This is a genomic window from Pseudomonas sp. GV071, assembly GCF_003050835.1.
Lineage (GTDB): Bacteria > Pseudomonadota > Gammaproteobacteria > Pseudomonadales > Pseudomonadaceae > Aquipseudomonas.
Window position 1 is genome coordinate 240813 of the sequence record NZ_QAOJ01000007.1, and the last position, 13631, is coordinate 254443.

Consider the following 13631-nt stretch of genomic DNA (forward strand, 5'->3'; position numbering starts at 1 on the left):
CTGATGACTGCCCTGAACCAAGCCCACTGCGAAGCCTGCAAAGCCGATGCGCCGAAAGTGTCCGATGCGGAACTGGCGGTGCTGATCAAGGAAATTCCGGACTGGAACATTGAAGTGCGCGACGGCGTGTTGCAGCTGGAAAAGCTCTACGCCTTCAAGAACTTCAAACAGGCCCTGGCCTTCACCAACTCAGTCGGCGAGATCGCCGAAGCCGAAGGCCATCACCCCGGCCTGCTGACTGAATGGGGCAAGGTCACCGTCACCTGGTGGAGCCACTCGGTCAAAGGCCTGCACCGCAACGACTTCATCATGGCCGCGCGCACCGACCAGGTGGCCAAGACCGCCGAAGGTTTGAAGTGAGCCATTTTGGCCAGGTGGCGCGGGTGCCGGGCGACCCGATCCTCGGCCTGATCGACGCCTACCGCAGCGACAGCAACCCGCACAAAGTCGACCTCGGCGTTGGCGTGTACAAAGACCCACAGGGCAACACGCCGATCCTGCGTTCAGTGAAAATCGCCGAGCGCCACCTGCTGGAAAGTGAGACCACCAAGAGCTACATAGGCGGCCACGGCGACCCGCTGTTCACCCAGCATTTGGCGCGCCTGGTGTTCGGTGCCGATTCAAGCCTGCTCAACGCCAATCGTGCCGGGGCCACGCAAACGCCGGGTGGCACCGGAGCGCTGCGTCTGGCCGGCGAGTTTATTCACCGCTGTCTGCCGGGCCGTAGCATCTGGCTGAGCGACCCAACCTGGCCGATCCACGAAACCCTGTTTGCCGCTGCCGGGCTCAAAGTTCAGCACTACCCCTACGTCGAGGCCGACAACCGCCTGGTGTTCGACGCCATGCTCGCGGCCCTGCAGCTAATCCCCCACGGCGACGTGGTGCTGCTGCACGCCTGCTGCCACAACCCCAGCGGCTTCGACTTGAACCCGCAGCAATGGCGCCAGGTGCTGGCGGTGGTGCGCGAACGTAACCTGCTGCCACTGATCGACTTCGCCTACCAGGGCTTTGCCGAAGGTCTGGAAGCCGACGCCTGGGCCGTGCGCCTGTTCGCTGCAGAGCTGCCAGACGTACTGGTAACCAGCTCATGCTCGAAGAACTTCGGCCTGTACCGCGAACGAACCGGCGCCCTGTTGGTGAGCAGTGCCACGGCGGACAAACTGGTGGACGTGCGCAGCCAACTGGCCGCCATCGCCCGCAACCTGTGGTCTACCCCACCTGCCCATGGCGCAGCGGTGGTGGCGCAGATTCTCGCCGACGACAGTTTGCAGCGGTTGTGGCAGGAAGAAGTCGAGGCCATGCGCATGCGCATCGCCGAACTGCGCCAGGGCTTGCTGACGGCGTTGCAGCCGTACGGGCTGGCTGAGCGGTTTGCCCATATTGGCCAGCAGCGCGGGATGTTTTCGTACACAGGCTTGAACCCGGAGCAGGTCAAGCGGCTGCGTGATGAGCACAGTATCTATATGGTCGGCACCGGGCGCGCCAATGTGGCGGGGATGGACAGTCAGCATCTCGATTACCTGGCCGCTGCTATCGCCAAGGTAAGTGGCTGACTCGAGATTTTCGTTTCCAGGAATCGAGGCTGAAGCCTCTCCCTCAGGGTCTTGCGCTCTATGTGGGAGAGGTTTCAGCCTCGCGTTTTTGATCTCCAGCTAAAAATCCACCTTGCCCCTACCCGCCTTGATCGCCCCCCGCTGACTCTTACCTTCCAACCGGCGCTTTTTCGAGCCCAGGGTCGGCTTGGTCGGCCGACGTTTCTTTTCCACTTTGCTGGCGGCCAGGATCAGTTCTTTCAGGCGTTCGAGCGCGTCGGCGCGGTTCTGTTCCTGGGTGCGGTATTGCTGGGCTTTGATCACCACCACGCCGTCACTGGTGATGCGGCTGTCGCGCCATTCCAGCAGGCGTTCCTTGTAGAACGGTGGCAATGAGGAGGCATTGATGTCGAAGCGCAGGTGCACGGCGCTGGAGACTTTATTGACGTTCTGCCCGCCAGCGCCCTGGGCACGGATGGCGCTCAGCTCGATGTCAGTGTCGGGCAGGTGCACGTTGTTGGAGATCACCAGCATGGGGGGGGAAACCGGACATAGAACAGAGCGGCAGAATAGCCGGGCTGAGGGGTGTTGTGGGAGGGGCTTTAGCCGCGATGCTGTTGATTTTAAACGCTCGCGGCTAAAGCCCCTCCCACAGGGACCGAGTCAGTCAGTAACGGCCTGCAACGCTGCCGTCTTGGCCCGTGACAACTTCAACCGGTAGCACGCCCACATGATCACCAGCCACACCGGAATCGCGTACACCGATACCTGAATGCCCGGAATCAGCAGCATCACGCCAAGAATGAACAGCACGAACGCCAGGCACAGGTAGTTGCCGTAGGGAAACAGCAAGGCGCGGAAGGCAGTGCGTACGCCCTCTTTGTCCATGTGCTGGCGGAATTTCAGGTGCGAGAAACTGATCATCGCCCAGTTGATCACCAATGCGGCCACCACCAGAGACATCAGCAGTTCCAGGGCGTTTTGCGGCACCACGTAGTTCACCACCACGGCCAGGAAGGTCACCAGCGCCGAGAGCATCAAGGCATTTACCGGCACGCCGCGTTTATCCACCTTGGCGAACACCTTCGGCGCATCGCCCTGCTCGGCCAGACCCAGCAGCATGCGGCCGTTGCAGTAGGTACCGCTGTTGTAGACCGACACCGCCGCCGTGAGCACCACGAAGTTGAGCAAGTGCGCCGCAGTGTTGCTGCCCAGCAGGGAGAACACCTGCACAAACGGGCTGCCGCTGTAGGGGTCGCCGGCGCTGTTGATGTGCTCCAGCAGCAGATTCCACGGGGTCAGCGACAGCAGCACCACCAGGGCGCCGACATAGAAAATCAGGATGCGGTAGATCACCTGATTGATCGCTTTGGGAATCACGCTTTTCGGCTGGTCGGCTTCGGCAGCGGTAAAGCCCAGCATCTCCAGGCCACCGAAGGAAAACATGATAAAGGCCATGGCCATCACCAGACCGCTGACGCCATGGGGGAAAAACCCGCCCTGCGCCCACAGGTTGGTGACGGTCGCCTGTTCACCACCGGCGCCGCTGAACAGCAGGTAGCAGCCCAGGGCGATCATGCCGACGATGGCCACCACCTTGATCATCGCAAACCAGAATTCCGCCTCGCCAAACAGCTTCACGTTGGCCAGGTTGATGGCGTTCACCAACACGAAGAAGCCCGCCGCCGACACCCAGGTCGGCACGTCGGGCCACCAGTAGTGGATGTATTTGCCGACCGCAGTGAGCTCGGACATGCCGACCAGGATGTACAGCACCCAGCAGTTCCAGCCCGACAGGAAGCCGGCAAACCCGCCCCAGTACTTGTGGGCAAAATGGCTGAAGGAGCCGGCCACCGGCTCTTCGACGATCATCTCGCCAAGCTGGCGCATGATCATGAAGGCAATGAAGCCGCAGATGGCGTAGCCGAGGATCATCGATGGCCCGGCGCTTTTCAGCACCCCGGCCGAGCCCAGGAACAACCCTGTGCCGATCGCGCCACCGAGGGCAATCAGCTGGATGTGGCGGTTTTTCAGGCCCCGTTTGAGTTGGCCTGAGGAGAGACTGTCGTGCATGTAACGTCACCTACTTGTTTTTATCTGTGACGGGATCGGACCCGCCGGGCTTGTGGCTCGGCGGAATTTCACAAGGCAGTACAGCTTTGAGTCAGCCTTGGTGCAGTCGGCGCGCGGCGTCCGTTACGGAACGACCGCGGCGTCTGGCTGCACCTCCGGCGCGGCATTGATGAATGCCGGTAACGAGTTGCAGCGCTCGACCACAGCGAGAATGCGTGGGTACGCATGGAGGTCACAGTTAAAACGGCGCGCATTGTACACCTGCGGAATCAGGCAGGCTTCCAGTAAACCCGGCCGTTCGCCCAATGACAGCTCCGTGGCCTGTTGTTGCAGGCCCTGCTCCACTGCTGCCAGGCCAGTGGTGACCCAGTGGCGGTACCAGGCATCTTTGCCGGCCGCATCGACGCCCAGCTCGCTGCTCAGGTACTGCAACACCCGCAGGTTGTTCAGCGGGTGGATGTCGCAGGCGATATGCAGGGCGATGCTGCGGATCTGCGCCCGCTGGCCTTGGTCCCTGGGCAGCAGCGCCGGTTGCGGGTAACGCTCTTCCAGGTATTCCAGAATCGCCAGGGACTGGGCAATACGCTGATTGCCGTCGACCAGCAACGGCAGCAAACCCTGGGGATTCAGCGCCCGGTAATCGGCGCTGTGCTGCTGGCCGCCATCCTTGACCAAATGCACCGGCACCGCCTGATACGCCAGGCCTTTGAGGTTGAGGGCGATGCGCACCCGGTAGGCGGCGCTGGAGCGCCAGTAGTCGTAGAGGGTCAACATGGCTCAGCCCCGGTACTCCGTCACCACCTGGTCGATGGCGCCGAAAATGCTCTGCCCGGCGCTGTCGAACATCTCGATGCGCACCCGGTCGCCAAAGCGCAGGTAGGGGGTTTTCGCCTCGCCATGCTCGATGATTTCGAGCATGCGTTTTTCCGCCAGGCAGCTGCTGCCGGCGCTGCGGTCATAGTTCGATACGGTGCCGGAGCCGACGATGCTGCCCGCCCCTAGCCCGCGAGTTTTCGCCGCGTGGGCCAACAGCGTGGGGAAATTGAAGGTCATGTCGGTACCGGCATCCGGCTGGCCGAACAGCTCGCCGTTGATATGCGAGGTCAGCGGCCGCTGCACCTTGCCGTCGCGCCAGCTGTCACCCAGCTCGTCCGGAGTGATCGCCACCGGCGAAAAGCTCGACGAGGGTTTGCTCTGGTAGAAACCAAAACCCTTGGCCAGCTCGCCGGGAATCAGGTTACGCAGCGACACGTCGTTGACCAGCATCAGCAACTGGATATGCCCCGCCGCCTCAGCCGCCGACACGCCCATGGGCACGTCATCGGTGACCACGGCAATTTCCGCTTCGAGGTCGATGCCCCAGGCTTCGTCGGCCATCAGGATCGGGCTGTGGGGCGCGATAAAAGTATCGGCGCCGCCCTGATAGATCAGCGGGTCGTGCCAGAAGCTTTCCGGCATTTCCGCGCCACGGGCTTTACGCACCAGCTCCACATGGTTGACGTAGGCGCTGCCGTCAGCCCAGTGGTAGGCGCGCGGCAAGGGGCTGGCGCAGGCGCTCTGGTCAAAGGCAAAGGCTTCGCCTTCAAGGCCGTCGTTGAGGCGTTGGTAGACGGCTTCGAGTTTGGGCCGGGTGATGGCCCAGGTGTCGAGCGCGGCCTGCAGGGTGGGCGCGATGTTTGGGACTTTCACCGCGCGGATCAGGTCGCGGGAGACCACTATAAGCTGGCCGTCACGGCCTTGGTTCAGGGATGCGAGTTTCATAGGGACCTGTTTGTTTGATTTGTTTTAAATGGCGCAGGGCGGGACATCGCGGCCCTCTCCCCCGGCCCCTCTCCCGTAAACGGGCGAGGGGAGACCCGCAGACCGTGTTCAGTTCCCCTCTCCCGCTTGCGGGAGAGGGGCTAGGGGAGAGGGCCGAGGCCAACACCTATCTACCCTTTCCCCGGCGCCCGCCACGAATCCACATACGCCGCCACATCCACCGCCGCCGCCGCTTCACCAATTTCCAAACCACGGCGCGTATCGATCATCACCGCCACTTCCTCGACAAACGTCGCCGGGCTTTCCTGGCTCTTTTTCAGCGCCTTGGGGTGCGGGCCATGGGGGAAACCGCAGGGGTGCAGGGTGACCATGCCGGCCTCAATGTTGTCGCGGCTGAAGAAGTTGCCGCGGTGGTAGAACAGCACTTCGTCGTAGTCGTCGTTGTTGTGATAGAACGGCACCTTCAGCGCACCGGGGTCGCTTTCCACCGGGCGCGGGGTGAAGGTGCAGACCACAAAACCGTTGGCGACAAAGGTGGTGTGCGCCGACGGCGGCAGGTGGTAGCGGTGGCTCATCACCGGGCGGATGTCGCGCCAGTTCAGGCGCACCACGGTGTTGTCGCCATGCCAGCCGACCACGTCCAGCGGGTTGTACGGGTAGGTCACGGTGCTGATCTGGTTACGCCGCTTGATGCGGATCTGCCAGGTGCTCTCGTCCTGCTGCGCTTTGAAGATCTCGTCCAGGCGCGGGTGGTCGAGCACTGCCGGGTCGAAGATCGCGTGTGGGCCGAGCAGGCCTTTGTCGGGCAGCTGGTAGGCGCCGTCGGTGTTTTCGATCAGCAAAAAGAAGCTCGGCGCCGTGGCCTCGATGCGCCAGGCGGTGCCACGCGGAATCACCAGGTAGTCACCGTCACGGTATTCCAGGTGGCCGAAGTCGCAGTAGAAATGCCCGCTGCCTTCGTGGACGAATAGCAATTCATCGCCGTCGCTATTGCGCACCAGGTGGCCCATGGCGCCATTGCATTTCCACACCCGAATGCGAACGTCGCTGTTGTGCAGCGCCAGCGGCGCGGCCAGCGGGCAATCGCTCTCGCTCGGCACCCGGTTGAGGTCGAAGGCATGCGGGCGCAGCGGCCCTTGCCAATCCACCCAGCCGGTGGGCGGGTGCTTGTGGTGCAGGTGCGCGGCCGGACCGAAGAAGCCCTCGCGGCCCATTTCGCGCTCGTAGGTGCCTTCGGGGAAATCGCAGTGCGCCTGGCGCGAACACTCGCCTTCGCGCAGGGGAAAACTGATCCAGTTGCGGCTCATGCTCAGTTCCTCGTTCAGTCGGCCGCGATCACGCCGCGGCGCACCTGGTCTTCTTCGATGGACTCGAACAGCGCCTTGAAATTGCCCTCGCCGAACCCCTGATTGCCTTTGCGCTGGATAATTTCGAAGAAGATCGGGCCGATCACCGTGTTGGTGAAAATCTGCAGCAGGATGCCGTCATCACCGGGAGCACCGTCGATCAGCAGGTTGAGTTCTTTAAGCACCGCGGTCGGCTCGCTGTGACCGGCAACCCGGGTATCGACCTTGGCGTAATAGGTGTCGGGGGTGGTCATGAAATCCACGCCGTTGGCGCGCAGCTGGCGCACGGTGGCGTAGATGTCGTCGCTGGCCAGGGCGATGTGCTGGATGCCTTCGCCGTGGTACTCGCGGATAAATTCCTCGATCTGCGATTTGTCGTCGGCCGACTCGTTGATCGGGATGCGGATCTTGCCGCAGGGCGCTGTCATCGCCCGCGACAGCAGGCCAGTGAGCTTGCCTTCGATATCGAAATAACGGATCTCGCGGAAGTTGGCGATGCGTTCGTAGAAGCCCGACCAGACGTCCATCTGGCCGCGGTTGACGTTATGGGTCAGGTGGTCGATTTCGCTGAGGCCGACCGCGTTGTCCTGCGGGGTGCGACCTTCGATGTACTCGAAGTCGACGTCGTAGATGGTCTTGTCGCCGTAGCGATCCACCAGGTACAGCAACGAACCGCCGATGCCTTCGACGCAGGGGATATTCAGCTCACCGAAATTGGCGTGACTGCCCACCAGCTTGGCGCCCTGCGACTCGACATAAGCCGCGGCCTGGGCGGCGTTGTGCACGCGGAACGCCATGGCGCAGGCGCTCGGACCATGCTTGAGACCGAACTCGCGGACATGCCCGGTGGGGCTGCCGTTGAGGACAAAATTGATGTCGTTCTGCTGGAACAGAAACACTTCCTTGGAACGGTGCTTGGCGGTTTCGGTGAAGCCCATGGCTGTGAACAGCTCACGCAGCTGCTGGATGCCTTCGGGCGTGGGCGCGGTGTATTCGACGAACTCGAAGCCGTCGGTGCCGATGGGGTTATGGGCTTCGATGGGGGTAGGTTTGCGAGCGTGCACGGCGTTCATTGCGCCTCCTGGATTGTTGTTATGGGGTGGCCGCTTGGGGCCGCTGCATTCATAACAACCTGTGGGAGCAGGGCTCACAAGGTGGGGGGTTGGCTGGGCTGGGTGGCTAGCCAGGGTGGGTTGGCAATTAAACGTTACGCCCGCCAAAGCCTGGCGGCGGGGCTGGGAAGACCGTAAAGAAAACCTGCCAGCGCGGCCGGAATTCTTGCCACAAACCACCAGCTGACGCATCACCTGTAGGAGCGGCTTTAGCCGCGATGCTTTTTAGATCAACAGCATCGCGGCTAAAGCCGCTCCTACAAGGACGCCGCCGGTAAAGGTTCGACATACGCACTCAGGCGCACATCCCGGCCAAACGGCAGCGGCTTGGCAATCGCATACCCCTGGGCGTAATCCACCCCCACCTCGGCCAGCGCCTGCATGATCGCCGGGCTTTCGACGAACTCGGCGATGGTCAGTTTGCCCATCACATGGCCGATCTGGTTGATCGACTCGACCATGGCGCGGTCAATGGGGTCTTCAAGCATGTCTTTGACGAAGCTGCCGTCGATCTTCAGGTAGTCCACCGGCAGGTGCTTGAGGTAGGCGAACGAGGACATACCGGCTCCGAAGTCATCCAGGGAGAACCGGCAGCCGAGGGTTTTCAGCTCACTGATGAAATGCATGGCGCTGCCCAGGTTGGCGATGGCGCTGGTTTCAGTGATTTCGAAACAGACCTGCTGCGGCGGGATATTGAACAGGGCGAACTGTTCGCGCAGAAAACCGAGAAACGCCTGGTCGCCAAAGGTAGGCCCGGACAGGTTGATGGCACAGGTGGCAATCGGGTCGCTGTCCTGGTTGGCCTGGCGCTGGGCCAATACGCTGAAGGCATGGCTAACCACCCAGCGGTCAATCAACGGCATCAGGCCATAACGCTCGGCCGCCGGAATAAAGCGGATCGGCGGCACCAGTTGGCCGTCTTCATCGCGCAGGCGCAGCAGCAGTTCCAGGTGCGCACCCGCGCCCTGCTCGGCCGCCACCGGAGCGATCTGCTGGTAATAAAGGCAGAAGCGTTCTTCCTCCAGCGCGGCATGAATGCGCTGCACCCAAGCCATTTCGCCGAAGCGGTTAGACATTTCCGAGTCGTCGCTCTGGTACACCTGCACCCGGTTACGGCCCTTTTCCTTGGCCATGTAGCAGGCCATGTCGGCCGAGCGCAGCGCTTCAGCGAGGGTGATGCGCGACTGCGCCAGGCTGACCAGGCCGATGCTCACGCCAATACTGAAATTGCGCCCGTCCCAAGCAAACTGCAGGTCCTGCACGGTAATTCGTAACAACTCGGCAATCCGCGCAGCCGGGGCCGCCGGGCAGTTCTCCAGCAAAATGCCGAATTCATCGCCGCCCAGGCGTGCCAGGGTGTCACCCTCGCGCAGGTGCTCCTGCAACAGCACACAGACCTGGCGCAGCAACTGGTCACCCGCCGCATGCCCGCAGGTGTCGTTGACCACCTTGAACTGGTCGAGGTCGAGGAACATCAGCGCATGCTGACCGGGGTGAGTTTCCAGGCGCGCCAGTGCGTACTCCAGGCGCTGCTCGAATTCACGACGGTTGGCCAGGCCGGTGAGCGCATCGTGGGAGGCCTGCCAGGACAGGGTGTCGATGTACTGCCGTTCGCGGGTCATGTCGTGCAGCACCAGCACCGCCCCGGCAATGTGCCCGGCAATCTGGATCGGCGCCCCCACCAGGGCGACCGCCACCTTGCTGCCGTCCAGGCGCACCACCTGCTGGGCATGCGCACTTCCGCCGATCTCACCGGCCAGAATGCGCTCCAGCAACGGCGCGTCGGCCAGTTGGGTATCGGAATCCTGCAGATGGAACAAGGTGCTCAGGGCACGCCCACGGGCCTGGTCGATGCGGCACAGAATCAGGTCTTCGGCGGCCGGGTTCATGTACTCCAGGCAGCCGCGCTGGTCGGTGCGAATCACTGCATCACCAATCGAGGCCAGGGTGGTTTGCGCCCGCTCCTTCTCGGCGCGCAGCGCCTGATCAAAGGCCTCGCGCTGTTGCAGCAATTTCAGGGTGCGCAAGGTGGCCAATAGAATCAGCACCAGGGCCGCCAGCACATTGGCGGCCAGCAGCAATTGCTGAATAAAGCGCGAACCTTGGCCCAGGGTGTCAGAGAAGGCTTTCGCCACCGGGGTGACTTGCAGGTTGATCGCATAGATCTGCTCGTTCCAGGCATGGATCTGCGCCGCCGTGGCCGTGCCGGCGGCAATGGCCTGATGCATCTGCTCGGCCACCTCCTGCAAGGCCAGAATAAAACCGTCGCCGACCCGCCAGAGCTCGACGGCACGGGCCAGGTAACTGAATTGGCGGAAGTCGCGGTACAACCAGATCAGCCCGGGAATGTCCTGCGGATGGGTGCCGCCGCGCAAAAACCCTTCATAGGCGGCGCGGTAATCCGGACTGGGCAAGTCCATGGCCAGGCGCGCGGCGTGGTCGCCGAGGGGAATGGCGATGGCGGCCTGGTAGGCCTGGTAATCAGCTTCGTCGAGGGTGTCGGCATATAGATGGAGGTAGGAAAAGGCGTCCTTCTGGCCCTTGCTCCACAGGCTTTCGCCGGTGACATAGGCGCGCACCGACGACATCACCTCCAGGCTGATGCCCGCCAGCAAAGCCTGCAGCACGACAATGGCGATGAAAGGCCACACCAACACGAACAGGCGACGTTTGTCCCGCATTCGAAGTGCCCCACACGATCCCTATGAAGCGCGGCGCCAAGCGCTCACGCACGTCCCCCAAAACCGCCCGCGCTGACGAGGCAGTTTTTGCAGCATAGAAGCAAACCGGGAAAGTTGCGCAAGGCGCGGAATTACTGGGGTGGGCGGGACTTGTTGCGCAGTGGCGTCAGCAGCTCACTGAGGCCGTTGTGATCGATCTCCTGCATCAACTGCAGCAACTGGCCGATCTCGCCCTTGGGGAAACCTTCGCGGGCAAACCAATTCAGATACGGCCCCGGCAGATCCGCAATCAGCCGGCCCTTGTACTTGCCATAGGGCATCTCGCGGGTGACGAGCAGGAGGAGGTCTTCGGGTTTCATGGCGGGCCTTGATGCGTTTACGAACTGGCCGATGGTACCCGATCAAAAGATCGAGGCTGAAGCCTGGATTTCTGCAAACGAACCACCTTGCCCCCACTACCAGACAAAAAAAACGGGAGCCCAAACGGGCTCCCGCACTTAATCAGTGACTAAGGTTTGGTGCCTTCCGCCTCGAAGCGTCAGGGCCAAACTACAACCTCACCTGCGTTCCGAAGAAACGCGGCGGCAGTCTGGCAAATGTGGCCGCGAGGTTCCGTGTCGCTTTGTTACGGTTGTGCAAAGAAATGTAAGTGCGCGCCACGCTAATCGCCGCCAAGGCTGGCCGCATGGGCCGCGACCCGGCAGAATGCGGCCATGTCGACCTATACCCTCCCCGCCTGCTGCAGCCCGCTGAGTGACCACTGGCCTCTGCCGCAGCCGCAGCCTCTGGCCAATATCCAGTTCATCAGCACCCAGTTCGACCCGGCGCAGCTGCAGCCCGATGATTTCCAGCACAGCCAGATCCCCCTCACCCACGGCGTGGCCAAGCGCCAGGCCGAGTTTCTTGCTGGCCGCGTGTGTGCCCGCGAGGCGCTGCGCCGCTTGAATGGCAGCGAGGTGGTGCCAGCGGTAGGCGCCGACCGCGCGCCGCAATGGCCGGCCGGAGTGAGCGGTTCGATCACCCATGGCAAAAACTGGGCAGCCGCCATTGTTGCCAATAGCAGCGACTGGCGTGGTCTGGGCCTGGACGTGGAAAACCTGCTGAGCAGCGAGCGCGCCGCGCGCCTGCAGGAAGAAATCCTCACCCCGGCCGAACTGCGCCGCGCCAGCTTGCTCGATCCGGAGCAGCTGGGACTGCTGGTGACCCTGACCTTTTCGTTGAAAGAGAGCGTGTTCAAAGCACTCTACCCGCTGACCTTGCAGCGCTTTTACTTCGAACATGCCGAAGTGCTGGAGTGGACTAACGCGGGGTTTGCGCGGCTGCGCTTGCTGACGGATTTGTCGGCCGAGTGGAAAAGCGGCAGTGAGTTGCAGGGGCAATTCGGGCAGTTTGATGGGCGGTTGTTGAGCTTGATCGCTGTAGCTTAAGAGCATCGCGGCTGAAGCCGTTCCTACAAGGTTGCACAATCCGTAGGAGCGGCTTCAGCCGCGATCCCTGCAAACCTCGGTTGTTCGGCGTTATTGCTTGCGCGGCCACACCAGGCTGAAGCACGCGCCGCCGAGGGCTTCGCTGCGGCTGATCTGGGCGCGGCCGCCGTGCCAGTAGATGATCCGGCGCACAATCGACAAACCCAATCCATGCCCGCCCGAGGCGCGGGTGCGGCTGTCGTCCAGGCGCAGGAAGGGGGTGAACAGGCGTTCCCATTCGGCTTCGGGAATGCCCGGCCCGTCGTCTTCCACGTCCAGCCGGCAGCGTTTGAGCCCCACCTGGTAACTCAGGCGCACCCTCGATTCGGCGTGACGCATGGCATTGCTCACCAGGTTCTGCAGAGCGCGGTGCAGGTAGCGCCACTCGGCTTCCACCAACGCGCCGCTGCCGTCGACGGCGTGAATGCTAGGCCCGCGCTCCACGCGCACGCCCGGGCGCAGCGGCGCCAGTTCGTCGATCACCTGGTCGAGCAAGGCGTCGAGGTCGATGGCTTGGAAGTGCAGCGCCGGCGCGCCCTGCTCCAGGCGCGCGTAGGTGAGCATTTCGTCCACCAGCTTATCGAGGTCCTGGATGTCGCCGTCCATGCCGTCCATGTACTTGCGCCGGGCCGCGTCGGTTTGCGCGTCGCCGATCATTTCCAGGCCAAAACGCAGGCGCGCCACGGGCGTGCGCAGTTCGTGGGACACCGCGCGGACCATCTCGCGCTGGATGGTCAGCGAGCGCTGCAGGTGTTCGGCCATGGCGTTGAACGCTGCCGCCAGGCGCCCCACCGAATCGGCGCCACCGGCCGGCACCCGCGACTCCAGCTTGCCCAGGGCAATGCGCGTGGCAGTTTCTTCCAGGCCCAGCAGGCGCTGTTCCAACTGGCGCACCAACAGGTAGACGATCAGGCCGATCAGGCTCAGACCGAGTACACCGATCAGCACCAACAGCTGCGGTGGATAGGGATTCATCTGGTACAGCGGGCCGATTTCCAGCACCCAGGGCGTACCGGTGACGCCGGAGAACACGTGGATCGAGTCGCCCTCCTTGCCCAGCGCCATCACCGTGTCGCCTTCATCGATACGCCGACGCTGGTCGTCGTCCAGCTCGGCCTGGTCGGGCTTGACCAGGCGCAGGTTAAAACCGAACTCCTTGGCGGCGGCCAGCGCTTCCAGGCGTTGCGGTTGCTCGGCGATGGGGAAGCGGATCAGCTCGTCGATCAGCAGGTACACGGTGGCGCGCGCCAGTTGTTCGCTGATTTGCTGCACCTCGCCCACCAGCACCAGTTGCTCCTGGTCACCGAGCAGGCCGTAGACCTTGGCGGCATGCGGGCCGGTCTGTTCCACCAGCACCTGGCCGTCGAGCAGGCGGTTGCGCGCACGGCTGTCCAGCGTCTGGCTAGCCAACGGTTCGAGCGCCAGGGGAATGCCGAGCAAACGACCCCACACCACCACAGCGCGGCGGCGCTCCACCGGGGTCATGTTGGCGAGGTTATCGGTCATCAAACTGAAGGTGCCGCGCGCCAGGCGTTCGCGGTACTGGTCGGAGCGCACCTCGTTGAGCAGGTGCAAGCTGAACACGCCCAGCAAGGCGACCAGCACGAAGGCCGCCAGCATGCCGCCATAGATGCGCAGGAAAATCGAGTTCATCTGGCGG

General features: G+C 62.9%; 12 protein-coding genes. 3 read left to right on the forward strand and 9 right to left on the reverse strand.

The window, feature by feature from the left end:
- Positions 1-3: 3 nt before the first annotated feature.
- Positions 4-360 (forward strand): 4a-hydroxytetrahydrobiopterin dehydratase, encoded by a 357-nt coding sequence (locus C8K61_RS15530; RefSeq protein WP_108097170.1) that lies wholly within the window; start codon positions 4-6, stop codon positions 358-360.
- The gene (locus tag C8K61_RS15535) at positions 357-1553 is read left to right on the forward strand and encodes an amino acid aminotransferase (RefSeq protein ID WP_108097171.1); all 1197 of its coding nucleotides are present in this window, start codon (positions 357-359) and stop codon (positions 1551-1553) included. Before C8K61_RS15530 ends, C8K61_RS15535 begins: the two co-directional genes overlap by 4 nt.
- A 99-nt stretch (positions 1554-1652) precedes the next feature.
- On the opposite strand, the gene arfB is transcribed toward C8K61_RS15535, so the two are convergent.
- The 8 genes from arfB to C8K61_RS15580 form a co-directional block, all read right to left on the reverse strand.
- On the reverse strand, positions 1653-2066 hold the full coding sequence (arfB, locus tag C8K61_RS15540; RefSeq protein WP_108097172.1) for an alternative ribosome rescue aminoacyl-tRNA hydrolase ArfB: 414 nt from the start codon (positions 2064-2066) through the stop codon (positions 1653-1655).
- Between the two features lie 129 nt (positions 2067-2195).
- The gene (locus C8K61_RS15545) at positions 2196-3605 is read right to left on the reverse strand and encodes an amino acid permease (protein ID WP_108097173.1); all 1410 of its coding nucleotides are present in this window, start codon (positions 3603-3605) and stop codon (positions 2196-2198) included.
- Positions 3606-3728: 123 nt separating this feature from the next.
- Positions 3729-4379, reverse strand: a complete 651-nt coding sequence (gene maiA, locus C8K61_RS15550; RefSeq protein WP_108097174.1) for a maleylacetoacetate isomerase — start codon at positions 4377-4379, stop codon at positions 3729-3731.
- A 3-nt stretch (positions 4380-4382) separates the two neighbouring features.
- Entirely contained in the window at positions 4383-5366 is a 984-nt protein-coding gene (locus C8K61_RS15555; RefSeq protein WP_108097175.1) for a fumarylacetoacetate hydrolase family protein, read from the reverse strand.
- Positions 5367-5536: 170 nt separating this feature from the next.
- Positions 5537-6673 (reverse strand): homogentisate 1,2-dioxygenase, encoded by a 1137-nt coding sequence (locus C8K61_RS15565; RefSeq protein WP_108097177.1) that lies wholly within the window; start codon positions 6671-6673, stop codon positions 5537-5539.
- Between the two features lie 14 nt (positions 6674-6687).
- Entirely contained in the window at positions 6688-7785 is a 1098-nt protein-coding gene (gene hppD, locus C8K61_RS15570) for a 4-hydroxyphenylpyruvate dioxygenase (protein ID WP_108097178.1), read from the reverse strand.
- Between the two features lie 296 nt (positions 7786-8081).
- Complete coding sequence (locus C8K61_RS15575; protein ID WP_108097179.1) at positions 8082-10505, reverse strand: EAL domain-containing protein; 2424 nt, start codon at positions 10503-10505, stop codon at positions 8082-8084.
- Positions 10506-10636: 131 nt separating this feature from the next.
- Positions 10637-10864: a DUF3820 family protein gene (locus C8K61_RS15580; protein ID WP_108097180.1), complete on the reverse strand. Its 228-nt coding sequence runs from the start codon at positions 10862-10864 to the stop codon at positions 10637-10639.
- Between the two features lie 354 nt (positions 10865-11218).
- Here C8K61_RS15580 and C8K61_RS15585 point away from each other — a divergent pair, with 354 nt between their 5' ends.
- Positions 11219-11932 carry a 4'-phosphopantetheinyl transferase gene (locus C8K61_RS15585; protein WP_108097181.1) on the forward strand — a complete coding sequence of 238 codons (714 nt, stop codon included), beginning with the start codon at positions 11219-11221 and terminating at the stop codon, positions 11930-11932.
- 90 nt (positions 11933-12022) lie between these two features.
- Here C8K61_RS15585 and C8K61_RS15590 read toward each other — a convergent pair whose 3' ends face one another.
- Positions 12023-13624 carry an ATP-binding protein gene (locus tag C8K61_RS15590; protein WP_108097182.1) on the reverse strand — a complete coding sequence of 534 codons (1602 nt, stop codon included), beginning with the start codon at positions 13622-13624 and terminating at the stop codon, positions 12023-12025.
- Positions 13625-13631 lie beyond the last annotated feature (7 nt).

Excerpts from the sequence above, each read along its gene's own strand:
- C8K61_RS15580 (WP_108097180.1), bottom strand. The coding sequence starts at position 10,864 with ATGAAACCCGAAGACCTCCTCCTGCTCGTCACCCGCGAGATGCCCTAT.
- C8K61_RS15575 (WP_108097179.1), bottom strand. The coding sequence starts at position 10,505 with ATGCGGGACAAACGTCGCCTGTTCGTGTTGGTGTGGCCTTTCATCGCC.
- C8K61_RS15530 (WP_108097170.1), top strand. The coding sequence starts at position 4 with ATGACTGCCCTGAACCAAGCCCACTGCGAAGCCTGCAAAGCCGATGCG.
- C8K61_RS15590 (WP_108097182.1), bottom strand. The coding sequence starts at position 13,624 with ATGAACTCGATTTTCCTGCGCATCTATGGCGGCATGCTGGCGGCCTTC.
- C8K61_RS15555 (WP_108097175.1), bottom strand. The coding sequence starts at position 5,366 with ATGAAACTCGCATCCCTGAACCAAGGCCGTGACGGCCAGCTTATAGTG.
- maiA (WP_108097174.1), bottom strand. The coding sequence starts at position 4,379 with ATGTTGACCCTCTACGACTACTGGCGCTCCAGCGCCGCCTACCGGGTG.
- C8K61_RS15585 (WP_108097181.1), top strand. The coding sequence starts at position 11,219 with ATGTCGACCTATACCCTCCCCGCCTGCTGCAGCCCGCTGAGTGACCAC.
- C8K61_RS15565 (WP_108097177.1), bottom strand. The coding sequence starts at position 6,673 with ATGAGCCGCAACTGGATCAGTTTTCCCCTGCGCGAAGGCGAGTGTTCG.
- arfB (WP_108097172.1), bottom strand. The coding sequence starts at position 2,066 with ATGCTGGTGATCTCCAACAACGTGCACCTGCCCGACACTGACATCGAG.
- hppD (WP_108097178.1), bottom strand. The coding sequence starts at position 7,785 with ATGAACGCCGTGCACGCTCGCAAACCTACCCCCATCGAAGCCCATAAC.
- C8K61_RS15545 (WP_108097173.1), bottom strand. The coding sequence starts at position 3,605 with ATGCACGACAGTCTCTCCTCAGGCCAACTCAAACGGGGCCTGAAAAAC.